We start from the raw sequence: 25,806 nt of genomic DNA, 5'->3' as shown, positions 1-25,806 counted from the left end.
CGACATCAAAAGCAAAGCGACTCTTGCTATGAATTTTGCGGGGACCTCCTCAATGGCCGTTTCTGCTCTTGAGAACAGTAAAAGTGTTAACGGCAATTTTTGATCCAATCTGAAACAGCATCACCGCTCATTCGCTCGCTATCTGACGCGATGTACAAGTGGCTTTGCTTTACCGGGTTCCCTTCGACAACGCCGAGCATCACAGCACTGATCGGTTAATTGCCGACGCTTCGCGTCGGGCGAGGCAGGAGCCGAGCGTGCGTGCCAGGCCATGGATGGCCTGTCATGCACCCCGATCAGTGCGAGAAGCGCAGGGTACCCGCACGTCTTTTTGTGTGGGCGTAGTCGCAGGGTGCCCTTTCTTTTGGTTACTTTTCTTTGGGCACGCAAAGAAAAGTCACTCGCGCTACAGCGCGAAATACGCCATTTCAAAGAAGAGCAGGCAGCAGCCCGCGAAGCGCGTAAAAAACGGTGGGTTTCGCTACGCTCTACCCACCCTACAGTCATCACAATATTCAAAGGGCGCGCGTGCGCACAGCGCACCCTACGCATGAAAAGACGCTAAATCGCATCCCCACGCAAAGCCCGCACCTTCTCCTCCAGCAACACCGCAGTCACCTCAGAAGCCGGCACCGCCGGCCCAGCGACAAGCTCAATCCTCGACCAAACCCGTCGCGGCAAGCGCATACGCTTCAAGAACGTATCGCGACGACTAAAGATACTGCCCCAGAGCCCACGCAGTGCCAGCGGCACCACAGGCACTGGTGTGCGTTGAATCACGCGCTCGATACCGCTGCGGAAAGTATCCATCTGGCCATCATGCGTGATCGCGCCTTCTGGGAAGATGCCAACCACATTGCCTTCAGCCAGCTCACGTGCAATCTCATTGAACGCGCGTTCCATCATTGCTGGATCTTCCTTCGCTGGCGCAATCGGAATCGCCTTGGCATTGCGGAAGATGAAGGACAGAACCGGAATCTTGAAAATCTTGTGATACATCACAAAGCGCACTGGACGACGGATCGAGCCGCCGAGAATCAATGCATCGACAAAGCTGACGTGATTGCAGATCACAACGGCCGGGCCTTCATCGGGAATATTTTCGAGGCCCTTGGTTTTGATTCGGTACATCGTATTCACCAACACCCACACCAACAGGCGCATCAGGAACTCTGGCACCAATGAATAAATGAACAGCGCGACTAATGCGTTGAGCACTGCGGTGGTCAGCAGCAGCTGCGGAATGGTCAGGCCCATTTTCAGCAACACAACCGCCAGCAGCGCCGACACCACCATGAACAAGGCATTGAGGATGTTATTGCCCGCAATGATGCGCGAGCGATGTGAGGCTTCTGAGCGCGTTTGAATCAAGGCGTAGAGCGGCACGATGTAGAGACCGCCGGAGATGCCGATCATCAGCAAATCAAACAGCACACGATGATTACTGATGTTGTTAATGAAATGCGTGACAGTCTGATCTTGCAGTACAGCTAAGTGCGGCGCGGCAAAGTAAATATCGATACCAAAGAGTGTCAGTCCGATAGAACCTAGCGGCACCAAGCCAATCTCAACTTTGTGGCCCGACAGTCGTTCGCACAAAAACGAACCCACGCCGATGCCGAGCGAAAACACTGTCAACAGCACCGTCACCACATGTTCGTCACCGCCGAGATAAAGCTTGGCGTAATTAGGCAACTGCGACAGGAAAGTCGCGCCGTAAAACCAGAACCAAGAAATGCCCAGCACCGATAAGAACACGGTGCGATTGCCGCGCATGAATTTAAAGTTGCGCCAAGTTTCGCTAAACAGATTCCAGTTGATCTTGAGATCCGGTGCCGTAGCCGGTGCATCGGGAATGCCGCGCGACGCGAGATATCCGGCGATAGCAACGATCAGCACCGCAGCGCTCACCATCATCCAGCCGCCATCCAGCGTGATCAGAAATCCGCCGAGTAGCGTGCCTAGAAGAATGGCAAGGAAGGTGGCCGATTCCACCCACGCGTTGCCGGCAATCAGTTCGTTCTCTCTCAGATGCTGCGGCAGGATTGAATATTTAACCGGCCCGAACATCGTGGCCTGCGTGCCCAACAGAAACAGCAGGCCCATCAACAGCGGCACACTTTTGAGATAGAGCCCAATCACCGCAACCACCATGATTCCCAGTTCCAGAATCTTGGTGTAGCGAATCAGTTGGGACTTTTCATATTTCTCTGCGAACTGACCACAGGTCGCAGAAAACAGAAAGAACGGCAGAATGAAAATTCCCGCCGCGAGATTGACGTAGAGGTTGACCTGATCCGGCGACAAACCAACGATGCCGAAGGTGACGAGAATCACCAAAGCATTCTTGAATACGTTGTCGTTAAACGCGCCGAGCGTTTGCGTGATGAAAAACGGCAGGAAGCGACGCTGCGTGAGCAGATTAGGCTGATCCGACTGACTTGAAGACATGCAGCACTCCGATTTAACGGCGATCTCGCGTCGCCAAACCGAAACGTACAGCCTAGACGATCATTGCGGCAACTTAACCAGATCAGGTTCTACTGGGGCGCCGCGCAATACGCGCCATGCAGGTGGCAGTTCCAGAATGAATGTAGCGAGGACACCTGCAGCAACGAGTGCCAGCGCGATCCAATCAGCCACTGCATTGAAACTGAGTGTCACTGCCATCACTGCGATCACCACGATGCTGGCTGCAAAACCACCAGCAGACATCCACAGATATTGGCGACGGTCATTGCCCTCGCCAAACTTGAACAAGAAGATGGAGCGGATCGTTGATGGAAATTCCACCGCACTGCCGGCGATAAGCGCGCCGAGCAAATGACCCCACTCGTGCAACAAGAAGCCCGCCACTGCTGCAGACGCGCCAGCAAGAATGGCGACTGGAATGGCGAGCGCGCTATGCACTGCATCCAACTCACGGCTCCATTGCCACAAGGCTAGCGTTGCCACAATCACCACGACATCGCGCAACAGCATGTGTATTGGCAGCTTCATGACGACCTCTCCTTGTCCCGCAACGAGTTTTAGCAGCGATTGAGCCACGCTGCGATTCGAGGATAACTGAGGATTCGCGGCTTCAGCTCACTGGTTCGGACGAGTTCGTCGAGTTGGCCTACTACCGAGAAATCAGCAATGTTGGGCGCATCGCCACCCAGGTAGTTGCGACCCTCAAGTAGCGCTTCGATGTCTTCAAGGCGATCAAAGAACAGTTTTTCGACTTGCTCGCGAGGCATGCGTGCAAGGCCCTGCTCCTTGAGCTTGCGCGGGTAGCGGCTCTTGAACACATATTTAAGGATTGCGCGCTCATAGCTTGGGCGACCGGCTGCAATCAGATCGAGGCCACGTTCCAGAGAAATCGGATCCAGCATGCGGAAATAGATTTCGTAGAAATACAGAGACTGACCCGCCCAGTCTTCCCACATGCGCGCTTCTGCCAATGCGCGAGGCTCGCGCGGGTAGAGCAATTTGTCTGGATATTTTTCATCAAGATACCGCGCAATCGCGGCAGAGTCCTGCACGCGGTGTCCGTTGAAATCCACTACAGGCAATTTGCCAACCTTGGACAGCTTGGCTGCATTCAGCGCGAGCAGGCCGTTGTAATCAACCACCGAGTAATCAAGGCCCTTGTGCTTCAAGCAACGCCGCACCTTGTTGCAGAACGGCGACATTTCCCATTGATGCAAAACGATCGTGCTCATGTTCATTCTCGCAATTAAATGGATGCTAAAAATTCTGCGACAACTTTATACGCCGCTTCTGGATTTTCCTGCATAAAGCAGTGTCCACCCGGCAAGGTTTTGACGACGAGTTGTGGATTTGCTCGCAGCGCTATTTTTTCTGCCTTCGGAAAAAATGAAAAACTTTCCTTGCCACGCAAAAACAGAATCGGCAGCTGCGCTTGCTTGAACGCAGCCCACGGCCACACAGGGCGTTCAAATATTTGCGCTTCCAATTCCGCCGGACAACTCAGCACACGTTTGTCGCTTTCATCACGCGTGGCGTATTCAACGAAGGAATGCAGGGCTTCTGGTGTCCAGCCTTTGTAAGTGCCGCGACCACGCAGACGATCTGCCACTTCTGCGCGCGAGGCCCAAGATTGTCGACGACGACGCGAAGCATTCGCCAGCGGATGACGGCCCAACATCGAAGCGATATGCACGCCGACAAAGAAAGGTGCAGGCATGACGATGGGATCGAGCAACACCAACGCCTTGAACAAGCCGGGATTGTCAGCCGCTACACGCAAGGTCAGCGCGCCACCAAAGCTGTGGCCCATGCCAATTAGAGCTTGGCCGGGCAAACCTTGATCTGCCATCACCTGCGGAATGCGCTCGATCACCGCTTCAACACCCGAGAATTTCTCCGGGTTGTCGCTATCACCATGCCCCTCAATATCGTGCGTGATCAGGCCGTATTGCGGCAGAAAGTGCCGCAGCATCGGCCAATAAACACCGCCGCAAAAGCCATTGCCATGCAGGAAGTGAATCAGTGGTGCACCGCCATCAGTCCGTCGACCGCGGATGGTGGGTCCAACTCCCGCAGTGGATTCCCAAGGAGACAGGTCGCTATAAGGCTGGATAGGCATGTAGATGGATGATTACTGAAGGGTTTTTAATACGTCGGAAAATTGGGCCGTGCTGGTGCCTATTTTACGTCTGCGGCGGAGAGCCATTGGGTGCAGAGCAAGAAAGAGGGAGTGCGGCATAGTGATTCTATGCAAACGACCGATGACGCCGCTATGTGCCCAATGGCTCCCGCCCCGAAGGGCTACCGCCTCAAAATTCGCCATGCGTTGTTGCTCCTTCGTTATTTAGAATGACTAAACCTCCTCAGTCGCGCCTAGCCTGGCGAATTTTGAGGGGGTAGCGCAGACGCAAAATAGGCACCAGCACGGCCTACACGGACTCTCTATAATGCGCGCCCGATTTAGAGGCGGAGTTTGACGTGAATTTTGATCTGGACGCCATCAACAGCCAGTACGCAGATGACCCTGAAGGTCTGATTCGCTGGGCTGTCAGCCTTGGCAAAAAGTCGGTCGTCACCAGCAATTTCCGTCCCTTTGCCGCTGTGATCCTGCACATGTGCACCCGCGAGCAGCCTGATATGCCGGTGCTGTGGATGGACAACGGCTACGGCACGCCTGCCACCTATCAGGTCGCCGACGAGATCACCAAACAGCTCAAGCTCAACCTGCACATCTACCACCCACGCCGCTCACGCGCGCATCGCGAAGCTGTGGAAGGCGTAGAAACACCGGGCGTGGGCGATCCGCGTCTGGTGCCTTTCACTCAAGAAGTGAAACTCGAACCGTTCGAGCGTGCCGTGCGCGAGATGAAGCCAGAGATCTGGTTCACCGCCGTCCGCGCCGAAGATACCGAAGAACGCGCCGCGATGAAGCCAGTCAGCATCACCAAGAACGGCCTGATCAAAGTGGCGCCACTGCTCAAGTGGAGCAGCAAGGACATGCACGAATACTGCAAGAAGCATGGCCTGCCGAATAACTTTGATTATTTTGATCCGACCAAGGTTGAAGATAATCGTGAGTGCGGATTGCACACGGTTAGCTAAAGCGTCGCTTTATAAAAAAGCCCCTCAATCGAGGGGCTTTTTGTTTAGGTTGTCATCCCGAACGCAGTGAGGGATGTTGCTGTAACTCTCAAAGCAAGATCCCTCACTGCGTTCGGGATGACACGGTTCTGCTGTGTCGTATCGAATGAGCAGAGCTGTTGCAATTCGTTAGGCCGAGCAGGTGTCGCGGTTACCTGTTTTTCGCATTGAGAATTTAGGCTGCATTCGTCTTGGGCCTATTCCCCGTCACCGTAAAAGTGGGCTTGTGATGTTTCTTTGGTTACTTTCTTTGCGCCAAAGAAAGTAACCCGCGCCACAGCGCGGAACACGCCATCTCAATCAGAACAGGCAGTAGCCCGCGAAGCGCGTAATAAAGATTGCCCCTCACCCCGGCCCTCTCCCCATAAAAAGCATGGGGAGAGGGAGACAGGAGAAGCCCGCCACATCAGGACAACGGCGACCAAACCGGCCAATGTGCCGCCCCCAATCGCTGACCATCCTGATACTGCGCCACCAAGCGAAACGGTTTCCGCGCTGTACTGTTGTCGTAGACAAAAACCTCATCCACCAAGGGAATTGCTTTCTCGATTAACGCCCACAATCGTTTGTATCGCGCACGCAAAACATCTTCTGGAACTGAGTGCCCACCCTGCCCTGAACGCAGCCTCGCACGCACCACGCTGAGTTCTTCCGGCACGATGAACACATGCAGCGTCACGCTATAGCCAGCTGCTTTAGCGCGCTCGATGAGTTCTAGTTTTGACGCGTGAGAAAAAACCGTTTCGCCGATGAATGAAGTCTTCGCTTCGATCGCCGTATTGCGCGCTTGTTCGGCGAGTGCAGACGCATCGTGACCATGCGCTTCTTCATCGCCCGGCCATTCACGCTTCGCAATTAAATCTGCATTGATGAATGGCAGACGCGTTGCTGGATACAACAGGTGTTCGTAGAACGTGGTCTTGCCCGACGCATTCGGTCCGGCGAGCAAATGCAAAACAGGCACAGACTATTTCCGTGCGCGCGCGGGACGCGTCACCACATTGCCATTGGCATCCAGCTCGGCGTATTGATAACCGGCTTTCTTGTATTCGGTGTCGAGACGCAGCGTGCTGCTGAGCGTGTCCAAACGTGCAGACCAGGACGCACGCACCAATGCTTGTTCTTTAACGGAAAGTGCGTCGTAGCTTCTTTTGCCGTTGAGTACGCCTTCGATATGACGAACTGAAATCTCAGGGCTACGTTCAAGTTCACGACCAATGCGCGCCCAATGGCTGAGCTGCTCGGCAACACTGCGACTCATCTGGCGCGCGGTTTCCCGAGCAGATGAGGTGATCTCTGCATCCAAACGAATCGGTGTGGTGACGTTGCTCATAAGCTTTAACCTGAAGCGTATTTAACTGGAATTTAGTGTAGCAGATTGCTACACATTTACTTATATAACCCGTCCCGCGCACGCACCACACACATAAAAAAGGCCCCTAGTGAAGGGGCCTTTCTTCATTAAAAACAAGGTGCTTACGGTGCCTTCAGACCATCACGGAAAGTCAGATAGTCCGCAGCCACTTCGCGCGGACGCTCCAGCATCGGCAAATGGCCAATGCCCGGCAGGATCAACACGCTGGCATTCGGCATCAGGCCTGCAAGAATCTTGGCGCCGCCAACATTCAGCGCACGATCCTTATCACCCCAAACGATACGCGCAGGCACCGTCAAACCCGGCACTCGCGATTCCAATGGCGGCTCGCTACGGATCTGCTGAAAGATCTTGGCATTGAGCTCGTGATTTGCCACCGCAGTGCGTCCCATCACGTCGATAAAACGGCGCGGCAAGAACGGCGGATCTGCCATCACAAACTTGAACACCGCAGCAAACTCATCTGGGTTGCTCGCGATCAACGGATTGCGGCCGCCGTCTTTCAGACTCAGTTCAACATCGCTCGGCGGCGCAGTGCCAAGACCAGCTGGCGCAAGCAACCAAATGCTGGCCGTCTCGGTTGGATATTTCGCCGCATAAGACGCCGCGATATTGCCGCCCATTGAACTGCCGCCTAAATGCACAGTCTTTAATCCCAAGGCCTGCACCAAAGCATGGACACGCTCAACCTGCGAAGCGACGGTGTAGATGCCATCAGCCGGTTTGCCAGACTCACCAAAGCCCGGCAGGTCAGGAATGATCACGTGAAAGCGCGGTGTCAGAAACTTGGCCACGCGAGTGAAGTTTTCTTTGTCGGCGCCGAAACCGTGGATCAATACCAATGGCTCGCCTTTGCCACCTTCGAGATAAACGTACTTAAGGCCCGCAACATCGATTTCATGACGGCTCAAGCTTGCCGCTGCACGTTCGCCTTCAACCGCAAGCTTCACGAGCTTTTCCGGACAGGCGTAATACAGGCCTGTCACCACAAGTGCGATCACCACCAGCAGCCCTAATAGTTTCTTCAACATATACCGCCCCTTTATTTTTAGTGCTCTCAGTGTGCCGCCACCCCAAATACTGCGCAATGACTGTGGAGCCATGACTGCAGCGCCACGTAATCGCGTCATTTGTGGCCTTGGATCGCTCCCTGACATGCAATCAATCCCACATCCTGAGGCCACCCCCTCAAAAATCACCTCGCCGCATTACTCACTCGTCATTTAGAACGACTAAACTCCTTTATGCCGCCCTACTTAGCGATTTTTGAAGGGGCGGCGCAGGGACGAAAAATCATAAACAGATACCAAGAAGGTTCGCTTTTCGCATGAATGATAAATCTGCCCTTTTGGGCCAGCTCAAAATCGATCGTAACGCTGCCATTGTTGAACCGAGTCCGCGTTGGCCGTGGCTTGTTGCGGCGGCAGTTATCGCACTCATCGTCATCGCTTACTTGGTGCTTCGTCCGAGCAGCACGCTGCAAGTTAAAGCCGTGCCCGCGCTGACGCTTGGCGGCGCAAGTGGCGGCGGTTCAGTGCTAGACGCATCGGGCTATATCGTTGCGCAGCGTCAGGCCACCGTGTCATCCAAGGTGACCGGCAAAGTACAGGAGTTGCTGGTTGAAGAAGGCCAGACGGTTAAAGAAGGCCAAGTGTTAGCGCGCCTTGATGACAGCAACGCACGCGCTGCATTGCAGCTGGCACGTGCACAACTCGACGCCGCTCGCGCTGGATTGTCACAGGCCAATGCACAATCCAAAGACGCCTCACGCCAAGCCGTGCGCAATAAAGAATTGGTCACCAAAGGTTTCGTCGGCCAGTCGGTTTACGACACCGCGCAATCCAATGCAGATGCACAAGCCGCAGGCGTTGAAGCCGCACAAGGTAATGTTGCGGTCGCGCAGCGCAATATCAGCGTGTATCAGCAACAACTTGATGACACCGTCGTGCGCGCGCCATTCGCAGGCGTGATCACGGTGAAGAACGCACAACAAGGCGAAATGATCTCACCGCTTTCTGCTGGCGGCGCGGGCACGCGCACCGGCATTGGCACGCTGGTGGATATGGATTCGCTGGAAATTGAAGTCGACGTCAACGAAAACTTCATTGGTCGCGTGCAACCGGGCCAGCCCGTCACCGGCAAGCTCAATGCTTATCCGGAATGGGAAATCCCTTGCAAAGTAATTGCCGTGATTCCAACCGCAGATCGCAGCAAGGCCACGGTTAAAGTGCGCATCGGCATCAACAATAAAGATCCACGCATCCTGCCGGACATGGGCGTGCGTGTTTCGTTCTTGAACGACGCTGCAAGCAAACCAGCTGAAGCGCCAAAAGGCGTGTGGGTGCCAGCGGATGCAGTGCAAGTCAGCGGCGACACCGGCGTGTTGTTTGTGATCAAGAACGAAAAGCTTGAACGTCGCGCCGTGAAACTGGGCGGCAAAAGCAGCGCTGGCCAGCAGGTTCTCAGCGGTGTCACCGCCGGCGATAGCGTCGCCGTTGGCGACCTGAGCAAATTCTCTGATGGCGCCAAGGTCGTCATCGCAGAATAATTGTTGAACAGGGTTATAAATTTATACGCAGGCTTTCATAGCCAAGCGTGAAACAGTGTTAATGGGGATTTGAAAATGAGCGAAGCCATCGTCAGCCTGCGCGGCGTTACCAAGAACTACACGCGCGGCAAACAGAAAATTGAAGTGCTGCAACCGCTCGACTTATCAATTTCGCAAGGCGACTTCTTGGCGCTGATGGGCCCTAGCGGCTCCGGCAAAACGACGCTGCTCAATCTCATTGGCGGCCTTGATCAGCCTAGCTCCGGCGAAGTTAACGTCGGCGGCCAACGCATCGATCAACTCTCAAGCCGCGCGCTCGCTCAATGGCGCTCGCATCATGTTGGCTTCGTGTTTCAGTTCTACAACCTGCTCGGTGTGCTCAGCGCAGAAAAGAATGTGGAGCTACCACTACTGCTGACATCACTGTCGAAAGCACAGCGCGCCAAACATGTGGCGACTGCACTTGAGATCGTTGGTCTGGCTGATCGCGCCAAGCATAAACCGTCTGAACTCTCGGGCGGTCAGGCACAACGCGTTGCCATTGCTCGCGCGCTGGTGGCTGATCCAACGCTGCTGGTTTGCGACGAACCAACCGGCGATCTTGATCGCAAAACCGCAGACGAAATTCTCGGCCTGTTGCAAACACTCAATCGCGAGCACGGCAAAACCATCGTCATGGTCACGCACGATCCGAAGGCTGCCGAGTACGCAACGCATCAGTTGCACATGGATAAAGGCAGTCTTATCGAGCAGAGCGCCAACACATGAAATACTTTCCGCTCATCTGGGCGGCGTTAGGTCGGCGCAAACCGCGCACGATCCTCACGGGCCTATCGATTGCCATCGCGTTCTTGTTGTACGGCATGCTTAACGCCGTCAACATTGCGTTCAATTACGGCGCGGAAATGTCAGGCGTTGATCGCCTCGTCACAACCGGCCGCTATTCAATCACGCAAATTCTTCCCTACGGCCACGCGCATCAGATTCGTTCACTGCCTGGCGTTTCTAGCGTTGCTGCATCGGATTGGTTTGGTGGCTACTACCAAGATCAGCGCAATTTCTTTCCACAGTTCGCCGTTGAGCAAGAAGAATATCTGGGGATGTATCCAGAAATCGTGCTCCCAGAACAAGAGAAGCAAGCTTTCTTCAGCACGCGTACCGGCACCATCGTTGCGAAAACTTTGGCCGATCGTTACCACTGGAAAGTCGGCGACAAGATTCCAATGCAAGCTGGCATCTGGCCTCTGAAAGGCGGTAGCAATGTGTGGACGTTTGATCTGGTTGGCATCTTCGACACCGCCAATCCAAAAGATCGCGGCCAGTACGAAATGATGCTGATCCGTCATGACTTCTTTGATGAAGCGCGACAGTTCGGCACCGGCACTGCAGGTTGGTATGTCACCAAATTAAAGAACCCTTCAGCGGCAGGCACGCTGGCCAAACTGATCGACAACACTTTTGCCAACTCGCCCAACGAAACGCGCACTGATACCGAAAAAGCGTTTAACCAAAGCTTTATGAAACAGCTGGGCGACATCGGCTTGATCATCAGTTCGATTCTCGGCGCGGTGTTCTTCACGCTGCTTTTCCTCACCGGCAACACGATGATGCAGTCGGTGCGTGAGCGCATTCCAGAACTCGCCGTACTCAAAACATTGGGCTACACCGATTTCTTGGTGCTGGCATTGGTACTCGGTGAAGCGCTGCTGCTCACGCTGATCTCTGCAGTGCTGGGCTTGACGATGGCCACCTTGGTTCTGCCATGGCTCGCATCTCAGCTGCCCGGTTTGTCAGGCCTCACGATCACGCTGCCAACGATCTATGGCGCCCTAGGCATTGCCGTGTTGCTGTCGTTCGTTGTTGGTCTGCCGCCTGCGCTACGCGCCATGCGTTTAAACATCGTTGACGCACTGATGGGACACTGAAATGGCTAGCTCACTCCAACAAGTTATTTCAGTCACTGCGATGAACATTCGCAGCATTCCCTCACGTCTCGGCACTTCCTTCGTAATTGTCATCGGCATTGCCGGCGTTGTCGGCGTGATGGTTGCACTGCTGTCGATGGCCAAAGGCTTTGAGCTGACACTAGCTTCGACAGGTCGTGCCGATCGCGCGATCATCATGCGCGGTGGCTCCAACGACGAACTCTCCAGCGTTCTGGTTCGCGAACAAGCGCAAGTCGTGTTGGATGCGCCGAGCGTTGCCAAAGGAGCCGATGGAAAACCATTGGCGATTGGTGAACTGTTCATGATCACCGACGTCGCCAAGCGTGGCGCCACCACACCCAACAATGTCGTGGTTCGTGGCACCACGACACGTGTTTTTGAGCTGCGTCCGGAAGCAAAAATTGTTGAAGGTCGCATGTTCACCCCTGGCTTGCGAGAAGTCGTTGCGGGTCGCTCTGCACAAAGGCAATTTGCCGGACTCAATATTGGCGACAAGGTTGATGTACGTGATGGCCCATGGACCGTGGTCGGCGTATTCGATTCCAAAGGCGATGTTCACGAATCCGAAATCTGGGTCGACGTTGATGCACTGATGACCGCCTCACGTCGTGGCGCCTACAACACCGTCACTGCGCAGCTGACGTCTGCTGATGCCTTCCAAGGTTTCAAAGATGCACTGACATCTGATCCGCGCGTCACCATCCAAGCGCAGCGCGAGCCGGAGTACTACGCCTCGCGCTCGGAGACACTGAACAAGATGATCACCGTGCTCGGCTATTCCGTCGCCGTGATCATGGGTATCGGCGCACTGTTCGGCGCACTCAACACGATGTATGCCGCAGTTGCGACACGCAGCGTTGAGATCGCCACGCTGCGCGCGATTGGCTTTGGCAACGGTCCTGTAGTGATTTCAGTAATCTTGGAATCGCTGGTGCTCGCTACAGCTGGCGGCATTCTTGGCGGTGCGTTGGCCTATGTGTTTTTCAACGGCTACACAGTCTCCACGCTGAACATGCAGACCTTCAGTCAGGTCGCGTTCCAGTTCCGCGTGACGCCTGATCTGTTATGGAAAGGTGTGATCTGGGCTTGCAGCATTGGTTTGATCGGCGGCTTGTTCCCTTCGATCCGCGCTGCGCGATTGCCCATCGTCGACGCGCTACGTTCGTCTTGAGCATAAGGCCTGCTCCGCAAGGAGCAGGCCCGCATCAGCTTGCTTGGACCTGCGCTTTCTTGGCGCTCTTGGCCGCATACATCACGACGTCAGCGCGGCGCAGTAAGTCGGTAAAGCTTTCGCTACCCAATGGATCACTCGTCGAGTCGCCAACACTGAAGCGGATCACATAAGAGCGATCACGTCGCAGATTGATATCAGCGACAGCTTCATCCAAGCGTTGCAAGGCCGTACGTGACGCAGTGGGATTGCTACTGCGCATCGCTACCGCAAATTCATCGCCGCCGACACGCCCAACAATATCCGCATCACGAAAGTTGGCGCGCAATACGCTGGCGAAATCTTGCAAGAAGCTGGAGCCTGCTTCGTGGCCGTAGCGATCATTGACCTGTTTTAGTCCATCCAGGTCGAAGAACAAAGTAGTCAACGACGATTTGCTGCGCCGCGCTTCACGCAAAGCCTGTTCGCCCAACAGATAAAAACCGCGGCGGTTGTAGATCTGCGTTAATTCATCGGTGAGCGACATATCGCGCAGATCTCGTTCAAGATCATTGATACGCCAAGCCGTCCACAGCGTCACGCCAAACAATAAGATCGAAGTCAGCACTGCCGTCATCGCGGCTGCGTAGGGCGGCGTCAGCAATCCAGAGCCCGTCACATACCCTCTCAACAGCACCAGAGAGAACGGCATGAACAGTGCGAATGGCAGAAAGAATCGCGCAGTACGACTGCCGATGCCGATACCAATCAGCACCGAGAAAAAACTGTGCTGCGCGCTGTGCCCCACTCGTACAAACGCGAGCAACACCATGCACAGCAAAGTGGCAGGAGCTACACGCGTGAAATGAGATTCAGCGAATAGCTGTTCGGCGCCAAAGCAGTAGCCTGCTAATACGATCAGCGCGATGGCCGCCAACAAGATGGATAAGACATCGACCAGATGCACAAACTTCTTGTCGCGCGGCCGCGAGATGCACAGGCTCAGGCCGAGAATTACAAAGTAGATCGCAGCCTGCACCGACATGCGTCCGGGCAACGGCGAAGCTGCATCTGCTGCCAGCAGCGTTTCAATGCCGGTGACTTGTCCACCTGCGTAAGCCCACAGCGCGGACGATGCAATGATGATCAGCAAGGCCGCACAAGCCTGCTTCACTCGCTTCCACAAAATGTTGTAGCGGAACTGCGTTACCGCCAACGCCACCGCACCCAGCATCATGCAGAGCGCCGAGTTCGCCTTCATCATCAACCAAATGCTTGGCAGTAGTTCGCCAATCAGCGGAATGAGCCACGCCAGCAAAACGACACCGGACACGAAAAAAACAATACTCAACGCATACTTCTGCGCCGTTAACAGTCTGCCAAGCAGACCGATATCAGGGCGAACAGAGGGAATCGCAGCTTGATCAACGCGGGCCATAAATCCTTATGTGGCTAGATGAATTCAGCCTACCTGTTGAGCCACAAGGGCAAGCTGATAATCACTGCGCCGAGCACAATCGCAGCGGCAATCAACCATGCCGGACCCCAAGGTGTTGGCACGACGGTGGACGTCACGATGGTTGGCGATGCATCACGCTTATTAAGCTGTGAAGGGTCTGAAGGATTGCCCCAAGCAACCGTCTTGGTTTCTGGCTCCACTGAGCCCTGAAGCGTTTGCGTCACATGAGCGTGCTTCTGGTCAGTGATATCCAACGCAGACATCAATGCTTGCTTGAACTCTAAAGCCGAGGTGTAGCGCTCATGCGGACGCAAGGCCAAAGCCTTACGCAGAACGACGGCCAATCTCTCTGGCAATTCAAAATCAGCATCGAGCGGGTCAGCGCCTAAACGATCCAAAGCCACTGCAGGCGGACCGCCTTTGAGCATGCGATACAAAGTCGCGGCGACGCCATAGATATCTGTCCACGGACCTTGCGGGCTGTTCTTCTGATACTGCTCCAGCGGCGCATAGCCTTCGCTCAACACCACCGAGATGCTGTCGACACTGATGCCTGCGGCCTGTCGCGCAGCGCCGAAGTCGAGCAGGATCACGCGCCCGGTGCTGGTCATGTAAATATTGTGTGGCTTCACGTCGCGATGCAGAACGCCGCGGTCATGTACAAACTGCAATCCATCGAGCACCGACAGCATCATCTGCACGGCGGCAGTAGGCTCCACCGGATGCTCAAGCGACGCCAGATAATCACCGAGGCTGCGGCCCTCGTAATAATCCATCACCAGGTACGCGGTGCCATATGCGCGGAAGAAATTGCGCACGCGGACAATATTGGGATGATCGAACTTGGCGATCATGCGGGCTTCTGAAAGGAACTGATCCAGGCCGAAATTGAAGTGCGCAACTTGATCCGGCACGTGCACATTCATCTGCAAACTAACCGGATCGCGCGCGACCTTGTCTCGTGGCAAATATTCTTTAACGGCGACGCGCTGCTGAAGATGCGAGTCCCAAGCCAGATAAGTCACACCAAAACCGCCGGGACGGCCGAGCACGCGACCGATGCGATAGGTATTCGCCAGCTGGGTTCCGTGGGGCAACAACAACGGCGAGCGCGGCTCGGACTCGTCGTAACTGCAATATGGGCAAGCTGCCAGTCCCTGCTTGTTTTCAAAGCAGCCCGGACAGTGTTTCTGAAACATGATCTATTCCCAAGAGACGGCTAGACGGCCACCGACAAGCTGAATTTACCATCTCGTCAGATTTAAGCCGACGGCACCCTCTACTTGGGGCGATGCGTATAATCGCACAGTCCCGCACTTCTTCGCCCCTTTACGCTCGCGCCCATGAGTCAGCAACAGATCGCCGTCCTTTTCGCTGACCTCAGTGGCAGCACTGCTATTTATGAGCAGCTCGGGGACGCTGCAGCCAAAAAACAGGTCGACGTCTGCCTGATGCAACTGGCGCGTAGTGCCAGCGGCCACCAAGGCTTGGTGGTTAAGACCATCGGCGATGAGCTGATGCTGCGCTTTCCAAGCGCGGATCAGGCCGCCGCTGCGGCGATTGCCATGCAGCTCGACAACGTCAAAGCCAAATCGCTGTTCCGGCTCCGGATCGGCTTTCACTTTGGCCCGGTCATTCTCGATGCCTCCGATGTATTCGGCGACGCCGTTAACACCGCCGCACGTCTGGCGCAGATGTCGCGCGACGGGCAAATCCTGACTTCTGAAGAAACCTCGCTCCGCTTTAACCATAAGCATCAGGGCATGACGCGCAATTTTGATTACGACAAGCTGCGCGGCAAATCTCAGGCCATGCGCATCGTTGAGATCATGTGGGAGCCCACGCACGACGTCACCCGCGCCGTCGGCACCCGCGACGCATCCTCGATCACCCAGCCCAAAACACACGCGCGCCTGCTGCGCTTGTCCGTGGGCGACAAAGAACGCGCTTTCACCGAACAAGATGTGCCGGTCACGATCGGCCGCGAAGCGGTTTGCACGCTGGTTGTTGCCAGCCAATTCGCTTCACGTGTGCACACGCATGTTGAATACCGCCGCGACAAGTTCGTGCTGCAAGACCGCAGCACCAACGGCACGTTTGTCACTTCAGACGGAGGAACGGAAGTGTTCCTTAAAGGTGAGTCCTTGCCACTGAGTGGGCACGGCATCATCAGCCTGGGCTGCCCGCTGCTGGCGCAGACCGGCGAAATTTTGCGCTACGCAGTGGAGTAAGGGATGAACCAAGAATCTCCAGCCGCGCTTCAAGACACCCTGCTCTACATTGAGTTTGGTGAGCGCCGTAACAGCGTCATCGTTGAACAACCTTTGTCTCTGCTGGAACGGCAAGAGTTTCACAACATCGCCACGCGTCATCACGGCTCGGTAATTGAATCGATCAGCCGCCGCATGGTGATCTCCTTCCGTCGCGCTGATCAAACACTGGCTTGTGCACGTGATCTGCGCAGCAACGTGCAGATGATCCGCACCCGCTCTGGCGAACGCATGGGCCTTTACTGCCGCATGTTGCTGTTGCCTGCACCTCCCGGCGTGCGTGATACCTCGGTCTGGGCCGAGATGGCACTCAAGCTGTCGCTGCATCTGAACAATGCACCGATCAATGGCATCACTGCCATCGAGCCCTTCATCAAGCTTTTGCAGTATCCACCGCTGCCAACGCCACGCGTGTTGCCTTCTATCAATGGCAGCCGCATCTCGCTCTTTCTGTTGGCGTACGAAGACAGCGGCGGTGGCAATCATGCAGACACACACGAAGGCATGACTCGCGGTGCCTCACCGCTGGCTGGCGCTGGCGTCGGTCTGTTTGCAGATCTCAAGCTACGCATTGGCGATCAGATGCGCGTGGTGCATCCGCCAGAGTGTCCGATCACGGTCGGCCGCAGCAAAGCTTGTGGCCTCGTGCTGCAAGGCGATTCGGTTTCGCGCATGCATGGCCGCATCGAATTCGACAACGAAAAGTTTTACTACATGGATGAAAGCCGCAACGGCACCTACGTGCTCACGCACGATGGCACCGAAGTGAAAGTCACCAGCGAACGCATCTTGCTCGTCGGCGATGGCGTCATCAGCCCGGGCATGCCAGTGATGAAGCAGACCGGACAAGTGATTCGCTTCAACTGCAATCCAATCCGACTCGACTTTGGTGGCGGCAGCGACATCACCAAGCCGCGTTGATTTGAGATAAGGCTGCAATAAAAAAGGCCGGGTGCGATGCATCCGGCCTTTTTTTGTTTTGGCTTGTCATTCCCGCGCAGGCGGGAATGACGGCAAGACTTATGTGCCTTTCAGCACCTGCGCACTGTACGCACCACTCACCGGAACGCGCGCAATAAAACCGCCCGGCACTCTCTTGATCACCGGCGCACCCAAACCATTACCACTGATCTTCGGCTTACCAATGCGATCCGGAATCCACAATTCCAACATTCCCGTACCGCTGCCCGCCATATCCAGTTCACCGCTATCGATATTGGCACTCACCTGCTGCAAGCGCCCCGGCGCGTGGCGTGGATACGCACGCGACATCGCCATCGCATTGGCTTGTACGTAGCCGAGATCCACATCGCCCGGACAGCCCAGCAACTTGAGCTGCACCACGGTATCGCCCGGCTTATTGCCCGGTTTGCCGATGGTGTGCGGATCGCCGCAGGCTTGCGCCCATTGCCATTCGGCAGCGCCAACCAACATCTGATCCTGATTCGCTGAGAACTCGTAAACATCGGGCCCGATGGTGTCAGGCGCGCCGAAGTAACCCCACTCGCCGACCCAGAACGTCGTTTGATAAAGCTGTGAAACTGATTGCGCGTAGCTGAAACACTGCGCCGCAGTGCTTGGCGCTCCAGCACCGCAATAGAAATGCGGCGAGAACACGAGGTTGGTGTCGTCAGTAAAAATCGGCAACGTCGGCAGCGTAAAACCGAGCAGCGACCAAATGATGTCGGGCTCAAAGAAAATGATGTGCTGCACCGGTTTTGCCTGCGCAGCTTCGGTTGCGCGAATCGCCGTGATCAAGCGCGTGTAGAACACGCTCAGATAAGTCACCGCATCCGCCTCCACCAAAAATCCGGGATTCGGTTCGTTAAATAAATCGTAGCCCACCACATTGTTATAAGGCGCTACGGCTTTAACCACGTGCTGCCACATTGCAATGAAGCGCGTTTGAATGCCCTGCGTATCCAGATAAAAATTAGTGAACGCTGCCTGCACTGCGGGCGACAACTCGCGCTGCTGAATGCGGCAAGTGGTCAAGCCATTAGTGATCGTTGCCCACTCCGGCGCGCCGTCCCAACCAATCGCGTCTTCTAATAAAGGCGGCAGGCAAACGTCAGACGTTTCACGCGTCGCGACAAACTTGCCCCAAGCGTCTTGGTGCATATCGACAATCACATACAAACCCTGCGCCGCCGCTTTTTCGATTTGGCTGCGCACCTGCGCCAGATAAGTTTCGTCGTACACGCCGGGCTGCGGCTCAACACGTGACCAGCTCAGTAACAAGCGCACGCTATTAATGCCGAGTGCGGCCATCTGCGGAAAGTCGCTGGCCTTGGCCAGAACCGGCGCGGGATACTCGGGCTGGTCAATGTAGTAATCACCCAGCGCGCCATAGTTAACGCCGTGCAGTAAGACCTGACGGCCTTGATCGTCGTAAATCCCCGGTGTTGCGCCACGCGTGGCATGCAACAGCGGCAAAGACTTTGCGCTTGTCACGCTACTCGTCGGTGAACTTGAACTACCGCAAGCAGCAAGTAGCAGCACCAACGCAATGACGATTCCTTTTGTCCCCACTTTCACAAAAATCTCTCCCGCACTCCCTTGTGCGGCGCGAAGTATCGCCAACGATTCACGCCGTCGCATTAGTAGAAACAACTTTGTGCGGCGTTCTGCTCGCAACATTGACAAGCACGCGTCCCTGCACTTTCAAAACTGTCCCGGTGGTTCGCGCAGGGCAATAATGGTCTGTTATTAATTATTGTCTAAATATTTATATGATACTTTTTTAAAACAATCTGCCTGCTTAAAAATTAGCCATCCCGGCATCCTTTTACCGGGTTTTCCAGCACTCTTTTAGGACCCCTTAATGCTTGCCGGATTTCCTCGCAGAAACCGCAACTTAGAGCGGTCTTTCCAAAGGTTTCCCGCAGCTTGTCCACAGGTTTTTGCAGCGGTCACCCACAGGCTTAAACACAGAATGTAGTGGTCTGGCATATGTAAAGACACAAGATGTTGTTGACGATCCCCAAATGCGGCATTACTGTTACGTCACTGCGCTGCTGTTCTATGCGCAATGCCGACCCAGCTTCCACATAAGGTCGGCATCGTTATTTTTTAAGTACAAATACATACAGATCTCGTGGGGGGATCAAATAAAAATGCATACACAAAACACCACCGCTTCTGAAACCCGCCGCGCTCCTCTGCAAGGCGAAACCCAAACCGCAGAATTAGCCGCCACCGCACCAGGCGGTCTGCGCGTTATTCGTCGTAACGGCAAGGTCACTAGCTTTGACGCCAGCAAGATCAACATCGCGCTGACCAAGGCTTTCCTCGCTGTTGAAGGCGGCACCGCTGCAGCAAGCTCCGCTGTTCGCGAAAAAGTTGAAGCACTGACCCAACAGGTCGTGCAAGGCCTGACCCGTCATATCTCTGGCGGCGGCACGCTGCACATTGAAGACATTCAGGACCAGGTTGAACTGGCACTGATGCGCGCTGGCGAACACAAAGTCGCACGCGACTACGTGATCTACCGCGACAGCCGTTCCAAAGAACGCGCTGCTGAAGCCGCAACCAAGCCACAGGCCGCTGCTGCAACGCGCCTCAAGGTCACGCTGGATGACGGCACGACCAGCCCACTCAATGAAGTGCGCATGAACCGCGTCGTTACCGAAGCTTGCGCTGGTCTCACCGGCGTTGATGTCGGCGAAATCGTGCAGTCTGCTCTGCGTGACTTGTATGACGGCATTCCAGAAGGCGAACTCTCACAGGCTGTGACGCTGTCCGCTCGCGCCCGCATTGAGAAAGAGCCCAACTACACCTACGTGTCAGCTCGCCTGTTGCTCGATGGCCTGCGTCACGAAGCGTTGAAGTTCCTCAATCAGGCTGAAACCCGTCCGACGTTTGAAGACATGAAGGGCCAGTACCCTGAGTACTTCCGCGCGTACATTCACCGCGCTGTTGAACTCGAACTGCTCGACCCCAAACTCGCGCTTTACGATCTCGAACGCCTCGGCAAAGCCCTGCTCCCAGATCGCGACGCCAAGTTCGACTACCTCGGCCTGCAGACGCTGTACGACCGTTACTTCCTGCACTCCAACAAGACCCGCTTTGAACTGCCACAGGCATTCTTCATGCGCGTTGCGATGGGTCTTGCCATCAATGAAATCGACCGCGAAGGCCGCGCCATTGAGTTCTACACGTTGATGTCGTCGTTCGACTTCATGTCGAGCACGCCAACGCTGTTCAACTCCGGCACGCTGCGTCCGCAGCTGTCGAGCTGCTACCTCACCACCGTTCCAGATGACCTGCACGGCATCTTCGGCGCGATCCACGACAACGCCATGCTCTCCAAGTTTGCTGGCGGCCTCGGCAACGACTGGACCCCAGTGCGTGGCATGGGCGGCTGGATCAAAGGCACCAACGGCAAGAGCCAAGGCGTTGTTCCGTTCCTCAAGGTTTGCAACGACACCGCTGTTGCTGTGAACCAAGGCGGCAAGCGCAAAGGCGCTGTCTGCGCTTACCTCGAAACCTGGCACCGCGATATCGAAGAGTTCCTCGAACTGCGTAAGAACACGGGCGATGACCGTCGCCGTACGCACGACATGAACACCGCTAACTGGGTTCCAGATTTGTTCATGAAGCGCGTCATGGAAGACGGCCAGTGGACGCTGTTCTCGCCAGAAGAAACGCCAGAACTGCACGACCTCGTTGGCCTCGCATTCGAAGAGCGTTACAACGCTTACGAAGCCAAAGCTGATCGCGGCGAAATCAAAAACTTCAAGCGCATCCAGGCACTCCACCTGTGGCGCAAGATGCTGAGCATGCTGTTCGAAACCGGCCACCCTTGGGTCACGTTTAAAGATCCTTGCAACCTGCGTTCGCCACAGCAGCACGTCGGTGTTGTGCACAGCTCCAACCTCTGCACCGAGATCACGCTCAACACCAAGGCTGATCAGGAAATCGCTGTCTGCAACCTCGGCAGCGTCAACATTCCTGCGCACATCGTTGATGGCAAACTCGATACCGAAAAGCTTGAGCGCACCATCAACACCGCCATGCGCATGCTCGACAACGTCATTGAGTACAACTACTACTCCGTACCGGCTGCTCGTAATTCCAACCTGCGTCACCGTCCTGTTGGCCTCGGCATCATGGGCTTCAACGACGCGCTGTATAAACTGCACCTCGCCTACGAGAGCGACGCAGCTATTCAGTTCGCCGACTACTCGATGGAAGCGGTCAGCTACTACGCGATCAAAGCTTCGGCTGACCTCGCTGTTGAACGCGGCTCCTACAACAGCTTTAAGGGCTCGCTGTGGGACAAGGGCATCCTGCCTCACGACTCGATCCAGATCCTCGCCAAGAACCGTGGCCAGTATTTGAATCAGGATCGTTCGATCTCCGGCGCATTTGATTGGGACGCACTGCGCGTTCGCATCATGACCACCGGTATCCGCAACTCCAACACGATGGCGATTGCACCAACCGCCACCATCGCCAACATCACCGGCGTGTCGCAGTCGATCGAACCGACGTATCAGAACCTCTACGTCAAATCGAACCTCTCCGGCGACTTCACCGTAGTTAACGAATATCTCGTTAACGATCTGAAGAAGCTCGGCCTGTGGGACGAAGTGATGGCGCATGACCTCAAGTACTTCGATGGCAGCGTGCAGAAGATTGACCGCGTGCCTAACGAGATCAAAGAGATCTACAAGTGCGCATTCGAAATCGACGCCAAGCGTTTGATCGATGCCGGCAGCCGTCGCCAGAAATGGATTGACCAAGCCCAGTCGCTCAACCTCTACATGGCACAGCCTTCAGGCAAGAAACTGGACGAGCTCTACAAGCACGCCTGGCTCTCCGGCCTCAAGACCACCTACTACCTGCGCACCATGGGCGCTACGCACACCGAGAAATCGACGATGGCCGACGGCCGTCTCAACAAGGTGAGCGAAGGCGGCAACAGCATGAGCGCAATGGCAGCAACGTCGCAGATCACTGCGACCGCATCTACCGATGTTGGTAGCGCCAAGGTGTGCTCGATCCTCGATCCTGAATGCGAAGCCTGTCAGTAAAAACCACCCATCCCCTCTCCCCTTGCGGGAGAGGGGATGGGAGAGGGGTAAACCCTCTTACAGAAATAAAAACGATCGCATTGAATTGCGGTCCAGTTAAAAGAATCTGGAGATACACATGAGTCTCGATTGGGATGATGTAAAACCAAGCACCCCCGCACCGGCCCTGCAAATTGCAGGCGGCCCTGCGCCGGTTGCTGCACACGGCGCTGTTGTCGCTGCTGCTGGCGCCACCGGTCTTGAGGAAGTCACCATGGGCGCACGCCGCATTCAGGTTGACGACAAAAAGATCATCAACTGCCGCGCAGACCTTAACCAGCTCGTTCCGTTTAAATACAAATGGGCATGGGAAAAGTACCTCGCTGCTTGTAACAACCACTGGATGCCGCAAGAGATCAACATGAGCGCCGACATCGCGCTCTGGCAGGATCCTAACGGCCTCACCGACGACGAGCGCACCATCATCAAGCGCAGCCTCGGTTTCTTCAGCACCGCCGACTCACTGGTTGCCAACAACCTCGTGCTCGCCGTGTACAAGCACCTCACCAACCCTGAGTGCCGTCAGTACCTGCTGCGCCAAGCGTTTGAAGAAGCGATCCACACGCACGCCTACCAGTACTGCATTGAATCACTCGGCCTCGATGAAGCCGAAGTGTTCAACATGTACCGCGAAATCCCGTCGATCCACGACAAGGCTGCATGGAGCATTCCATACACCCAGTCACTCGCAGACCCTGACTTCCATACCGGCACGCCGGAAATGGACCAGCGCCTGCTGCGCGACCTCATCGCCTTCTACGTCGTGTTCGAAGGTCTGTTCTTCTACGTTGGCTTCGTACAGCTCCTCAGCTTCAAGAAGCGCAACAAGATGGTCGGCGTTGCTGAGCAGATCGAATACATCATGCGCGATGAATCCATGCACATGAACTTCGGCATCGACGTCATCAACCAGATCAAGGTTGAAAACCCACACCTGTGGACGGCGCAGTTCCAGCAAGAAATGCTGGACATGATTGCCGAAGCCACCGAACTGGAAATCCGCTACGCCCACGACACCATGCCGCGCGGCGTGCTCGGCCTCAACGCCAGCCAGTTCAATGAGTACCTGAAGTTCATCGCCAACCGCCGCTGCTCACAGATCGGCCTCAAGCAGCTCTACCCGGGCGCAGAGAATCCGTTCCCATGGATGAGCGAAGTGATGGACTTGAAGAAGGAGAAGAACTTCTTCGAAACACGCGTCACCGAGTATCAGACGGGTGGTGCGTTGAGTTGGGATTGATTTATCCATAGGAATGAAGCTTCAGCGAAATTCCTAAAAGTTATTCTTCAGATGTACCGACAAAAGCCCGGGCAATTCTTAGATTTGCCCGGGCTTTTTAGTTTTTGCTCTGACAATCAAAATAATCTAATCAAATCCAGAGCACTTAATTAAATCGGTCGTTCTTGGATTTACGGCAACACTGGATAGTCAATCATGCACCCGCTTTTCCTGATCAAAACAGCTGATATTCAAGCACTCGATGACTCACACCGAAGAGCTAAGACCTTTCTTAGCTGCAGCGAGAGCGTCATTGGAGAAGAGAATTAAGTTAGAGGCGAAACGCGAAGAGGCTGAAGAAAGGGAGCGCACAGCTCGATTTGAGTAAACTCCAATGCAGCGACATTTAGATCCGCCCTTAAACTAAAGGAACCAGACTCCAATTTACCGAAGAGACTTAGATGAAACCTGCCGCCATAGCTCAAGAAGATTCAGGTGTAGAAGCGCCGCAAATATTGAGCTTCTCGGCGTTTGATCAAAGAATCGCATCTTGCCTTCCAAACGATTACAGGCCACTCGCGAACAAGAGCGAGAAAATTGGCATCTTGATACTTCTCGTCGGCGCACTGACAGCTGCGATTTCTACGATTTACTTGCCGTCAAAAATCGCGGCAGGATTTGCAATAGCTGGATTAGCGATAGAAATTTCTGGCGGGCTACTGGCAATAATTGCAGGGTCTGGCAAAGAATTGAAGGAGATGTGGAACAGAAGACCCATCTTTGCCGCGCAGTTAGACCAAGAATCTCAAGGCTTCAATCAGATCGTTGCTTGGTTGAAGGCTTACCCTGAAAACGAGCTAGTGGAAAAGCTTCAGTTTTCTCGAAAAAGGCTGGAGCCCTTAACAAAGCGCTCTGGCTTCTTGCTGGGAGGCGTTGAGAGATTAGGGTTTCTGCCAGTTGTTGTAGCGCTTTACCTGCAATTCAGAGACGTAACGCTGACGGGACTCGTTGACGTACATGCAGGAGGAATATTCCTCGGCCTACTAATCCTTGTTCTGTATTTCATTGGCCTATGGTCTATATCAATTCGATGGCAGCTTGAGACATATATTCGCTTTCTTGAAATGGCAACCAATCAAACGTCTACTGAGGCCAAGCTGCCTTAGCACTTAGGGCGAGCTAGACCCGCCTCTCGCTCACAGCAGATTACGCACTAACTTCAATTCACCACTGCGCCAACACAAAAATTGCATCATCCAACACATCCACTGGCGCCTTTGCGGTGCCGCTGCAGAGATACGGTGCGCGGGTGAATGCGGTGACGCGGTAGCCGCGTGGGGCGAGGACTTGTTCGTATAGAGCAGTGACAGCGGATTCGAAATCTGGCGTATCGACCGGCAACAATTCCTCCGGCATGAGTCTGCGCGAGCCGGCATAGACCTCGGGCTGGAGTGGCAATGGTGTTGCTATGACAACGCGACCTTCTTCGCCAAGCAGGTTGAACGCGCTTTCAATCAACCGTAATGGATGTGTTGTGCGGTCGATGACGTTTTGCAGCGCTACGACATCAAAGCCACCCGGGTCGTCGATGTCTGCAAACGCAATATCGCAGTGGTGACTGCGATAGCCCTTGCCGCGGAGTCGGCGCACCATCGGCTTGGATACTTCGGTAGTGACGATGTCGGAAAACAATGGCGCGAGTTGGCGTGTGACTTCGCCATCGCCAGCACCCACATCGAGCAAACGCGCCCCACCCTCACCCAACAATCGCTGCCATTGCGCGGTGCTCAGCAGGCGATCTTGAAAGCTGTTGGTCAAGCCGTTGGCGTCGTAGAGGTTGACGAACAACATCGCCAAATTGCGCAGCAGAATCTTGCTGCGTGGATTGGGCTTGGCATGGACGGCATCAATCCACGCACGGGTGCTGTCGTCGGCGTCCAGCTCAACAAACACACCCTGCAACTCTGCCGGCAGCCGTGCCAGATCGACGCTGTAACGCAGGGGAATATCGCGGTAAAGGAAGCTCATCAGATTCGTAACTGTGCAGTGAGGGCAAGCGCGCGGCATTTTACCGAAAGCGTTGCCGCGACGAATGCGGTACGTAGGGCGGGAGCATCCCGCCAGTCGCGTCGCGGAAGGCGGGATTCTC

At 55.1% G+C, this 25,806-nt stretch carries 21 protein-coding genes; 10 read left to right on the top strand and 11 right to left on the bottom strand.

Annotated elements, in window-relative coordinates; translation table 11 throughout:
* Positions 1-561: 561 nt before the first annotated feature.
* Genes CJD38_RS00175 through CJD38_RS00160 form a run of 4 tightly spaced genes read right to left on the bottom strand, consistent with a single transcriptional unit; the run spans position 562 to position 4,591 of the window.
* Positions 562-2,451 (bottom strand): MFS transporter, encoded by a 1,890-nt coding sequence (locus tag CJD38_RS00175; RefSeq protein WP_107938293.1) that lies wholly within the window; start codon positions 2,449-2,451, stop codon positions 562-564.
* Between the two features lie 60 nt (positions 2,452-2,511).
* A complete protein-coding gene (locus CJD38_RS00170; RefSeq protein ID WP_107938292.1) occupies positions 2,512-3,000 on the bottom strand; it encodes a hypothetical protein in 489 nt (162 codons plus the stop codon).
* A 29-nt stretch (positions 3,001-3,029) separates the two neighbouring features.
* Positions 3,030-3,704: a glutathione S-transferase family protein gene (locus CJD38_RS00165; protein WP_161554113.1), complete on the bottom strand. Its 675-nt coding sequence runs from the start codon at positions 3,702-3,704 to the stop codon at positions 3,030-3,032.
* Positions 3,705-3,718: 14 nt separating this feature from the next.
* Positions 3,719-4,591 (bottom strand): alpha/beta fold hydrolase, encoded by an 873-nt coding sequence (locus tag CJD38_RS00160; RefSeq protein ID WP_107938290.1) that lies wholly within the window; start codon positions 4,589-4,591, stop codon positions 3,719-3,721.
* Between the two features lie 359 nt (positions 4,592-4,950).
* On the opposite strand from CJD38_RS00160, the gene CJD38_RS00155 reads away from it, so the two are divergent.
* Positions 4,951-5,574 (top strand): phosphoadenosine phosphosulfate reductase domain-containing protein, encoded by a 624-nt coding sequence (locus CJD38_RS00155; protein WP_107938289.1) that lies wholly within the window; start codon positions 4,951-4,953, stop codon positions 5,572-5,574.
* A gap of 445 nt (positions 5,575-6,019) precedes the next feature.
* Here CJD38_RS00155 and CJD38_RS00150 read toward each other — a convergent pair whose 3' ends face one another.
* The 3 genes from CJD38_RS00150 to CJD38_RS00140 all read right to left on the bottom strand — a co-directional run bounded on the left by CJD38_RS00150 (position 6,020) and on the right by CJD38_RS00140 (position 8,019).
* Positions 6,020-6,577, bottom strand: coding sequence for an ATPase (locus CJD38_RS00150; protein ID WP_107938288.1), 558 nt, complete (start codon positions 6,575-6,577; stop codon positions 6,020-6,022).
* A 3-nt stretch (positions 6,578-6,580) separates the two neighbouring features.
* Positions 6,581-6,946: a TA system antitoxin ParD family protein gene (locus CJD38_RS00145; protein WP_107938287.1), complete on the bottom strand. Its 366-nt coding sequence runs from the start codon at positions 6,944-6,946 to the stop codon at positions 6,581-6,583.
* A gap of 143 nt (positions 6,947-7,089) precedes the next feature.
* Positions 7,090-8,019 carry an alpha/beta fold hydrolase gene (locus CJD38_RS00140; protein WP_107938286.1) on the bottom strand — a complete coding sequence of 310 codons (930 nt, stop codon included), beginning with the start codon at positions 8,017-8,019 and terminating at the stop codon, positions 7,090-7,092.
* 296 nt (positions 8,020-8,315) lie between these two features.
* Between CJD38_RS00140 and CJD38_RS00135 the strand changes: the two genes are divergently transcribed.
* The 4 genes from CJD38_RS00135 to CJD38_RS00120 all read left to right on the top strand — a co-directional run bounded on the left by CJD38_RS00135 (position 8,316) and on the right by CJD38_RS00120 (position 12,653).
* Positions 8,316-9,536, top strand: coding sequence for an efflux RND transporter periplasmic adaptor subunit (locus CJD38_RS00135; RefSeq protein ID WP_107938285.1), 1,221 nt, complete (start codon positions 8,316-8,318; stop codon positions 9,534-9,536).
* 75 nt (positions 9,537-9,611) lie between these two features.
* On the top strand, positions 9,612-10,304 hold the full coding sequence (locus tag CJD38_RS00130; RefSeq protein WP_107938284.1) for an ABC transporter ATP-binding protein: 693 nt from the start codon (positions 9,612-9,614) through the stop codon (positions 10,302-10,304).
* A complete protein-coding gene (locus CJD38_RS00125) occupies positions 10,301-11,461 on the top strand; it encodes an ABC transporter permease (protein WP_107938283.1) in 1,161 nt (386 codons plus the stop codon). Before CJD38_RS00130 ends, CJD38_RS00125 begins: the two co-directional genes overlap by 4 nt.
* Before the next feature lies 1 nt (position 11,462).
* Positions 11,463-12,653 carry an ABC transporter permease gene (locus CJD38_RS00120; RefSeq protein ID WP_107938282.1) on the top strand — a complete coding sequence of 397 codons (1,191 nt, stop codon included), beginning with the start codon at positions 11,463-11,465 and terminating at the stop codon, positions 12,651-12,653.
* Between the two features lie 34 nt (positions 12,654-12,687).
* Here CJD38_RS00120 and CJD38_RS00115 read toward each other — a convergent pair whose 3' ends face one another.
* Both CJD38_RS00115 and CJD38_RS00110 read right to left on the bottom strand, forming a co-directional pair.
* Positions 12,688-14,070, bottom strand: a complete 1,383-nt coding sequence (locus tag CJD38_RS00115) for a GGDEF domain-containing protein (protein WP_107938281.1) — start codon at positions 14,068-14,070, stop codon at positions 12,688-12,690.
* A gap of 29 nt (positions 14,071-14,099) precedes the next feature.
* Positions 14,100-15,290, bottom strand: a complete 1,191-nt coding sequence (locus CJD38_RS00110; protein ID WP_107938280.1) for a serine/threonine protein kinase — start codon at positions 15,288-15,290, stop codon at positions 14,100-14,102.
* A gap of 144 nt (positions 15,291-15,434) precedes the next feature.
* Between CJD38_RS00110 and CJD38_RS00105 the strand changes: the two genes are divergently transcribed.
* Both CJD38_RS00105 and CJD38_RS00100 read left to right on the top strand, forming a co-directional pair.
* A complete protein-coding gene (locus CJD38_RS00105) occupies positions 15,435-16,322 on the top strand; it encodes an adenylate/guanylate cyclase domain-containing protein (RefSeq protein ID WP_107938279.1) in 888 nt (295 codons plus the stop codon).
* A 3-nt stretch (positions 16,323-16,325) separates the two neighbouring features.
* Positions 16,326-17,282: an FHA domain-containing protein gene (locus tag CJD38_RS00100; protein ID WP_107938278.1), complete on the top strand. Its 957-nt coding sequence runs from the start codon at positions 16,326-16,328 to the stop codon at positions 17,280-17,282.
* 99 nt (positions 17,283-17,381) lie between these two features.
* Here CJD38_RS00100 and CJD38_RS00095 read toward each other — a convergent pair whose 3' ends face one another.
* Positions 17,382-18,899: a glycoside hydrolase family 5 protein gene (locus tag CJD38_RS00095; RefSeq protein ID WP_161554112.1), complete on the bottom strand. Its 1,518-nt coding sequence runs from the start codon at positions 18,897-18,899 to the stop codon at positions 17,382-17,384.
* A 578-nt stretch (positions 18,900-19,477) separates the two neighbouring features.
* Between CJD38_RS00095 and CJD38_RS00090 the strand changes: the two genes are divergently transcribed.
* From CJD38_RS00090 to CJD38_RS00080, 3 genes are all read left to right on the top strand, one after another.
* The gene (locus CJD38_RS00090; protein ID WP_107938276.1) at positions 19,478-22,399 is read left to right on the top strand and encodes a ribonucleoside-diphosphate reductase subunit alpha; all 2,922 of its coding nucleotides are present in this window, start codon (positions 19,478-19,480) and stop codon (positions 22,397-22,399) included.
* Positions 22,400-22,517: 118 nt separating this feature from the next.
* Positions 22,518-23,678 carry a ribonucleotide-diphosphate reductase subunit beta gene (locus CJD38_RS00085; protein WP_107938275.1) on the top strand — a complete coding sequence of 387 codons (1,161 nt, stop codon included), beginning with the start codon at positions 22,518-22,520 and terminating at the stop codon, positions 23,676-23,678.
* Positions 23,679-24,118: 440 nt separating this feature from the next.
* The gene (locus tag CJD38_RS00080; protein WP_107938274.1) at positions 24,119-24,823 is read left to right on the top strand and encodes a hypothetical protein; all 705 of its coding nucleotides are present in this window, start codon (positions 24,119-24,121) and stop codon (positions 24,821-24,823) included.
* 58 nt (positions 24,824-24,881) lie between these two features.
* Here CJD38_RS00080 and CJD38_RS00075 read toward each other — a convergent pair whose 3' ends face one another.
* On the bottom strand, positions 24,882-25,685 hold the full coding sequence (locus tag CJD38_RS00075; RefSeq protein WP_161554111.1) for a methyltransferase domain-containing protein: 804 nt from the start codon (positions 25,683-25,685) through the stop codon (positions 24,882-24,884).
* Positions 25,686-25,806: the final 121 nt, after the last annotated feature.

Source organism: Stenotrophobium rhamnosiphilum (assembly GCF_003052265.1).
GTDB lineage: Bacteria > Pseudomonadota > Gammaproteobacteria > Nevskiales > Nevskiaceae > Stenotrophobium > Stenotrophobium rhamnosiphilum.
The sequence above is the reverse complement of the archived record's forward strand: the minus strand, read 5'-3'. Positions and strand labels throughout refer to the sequence as shown.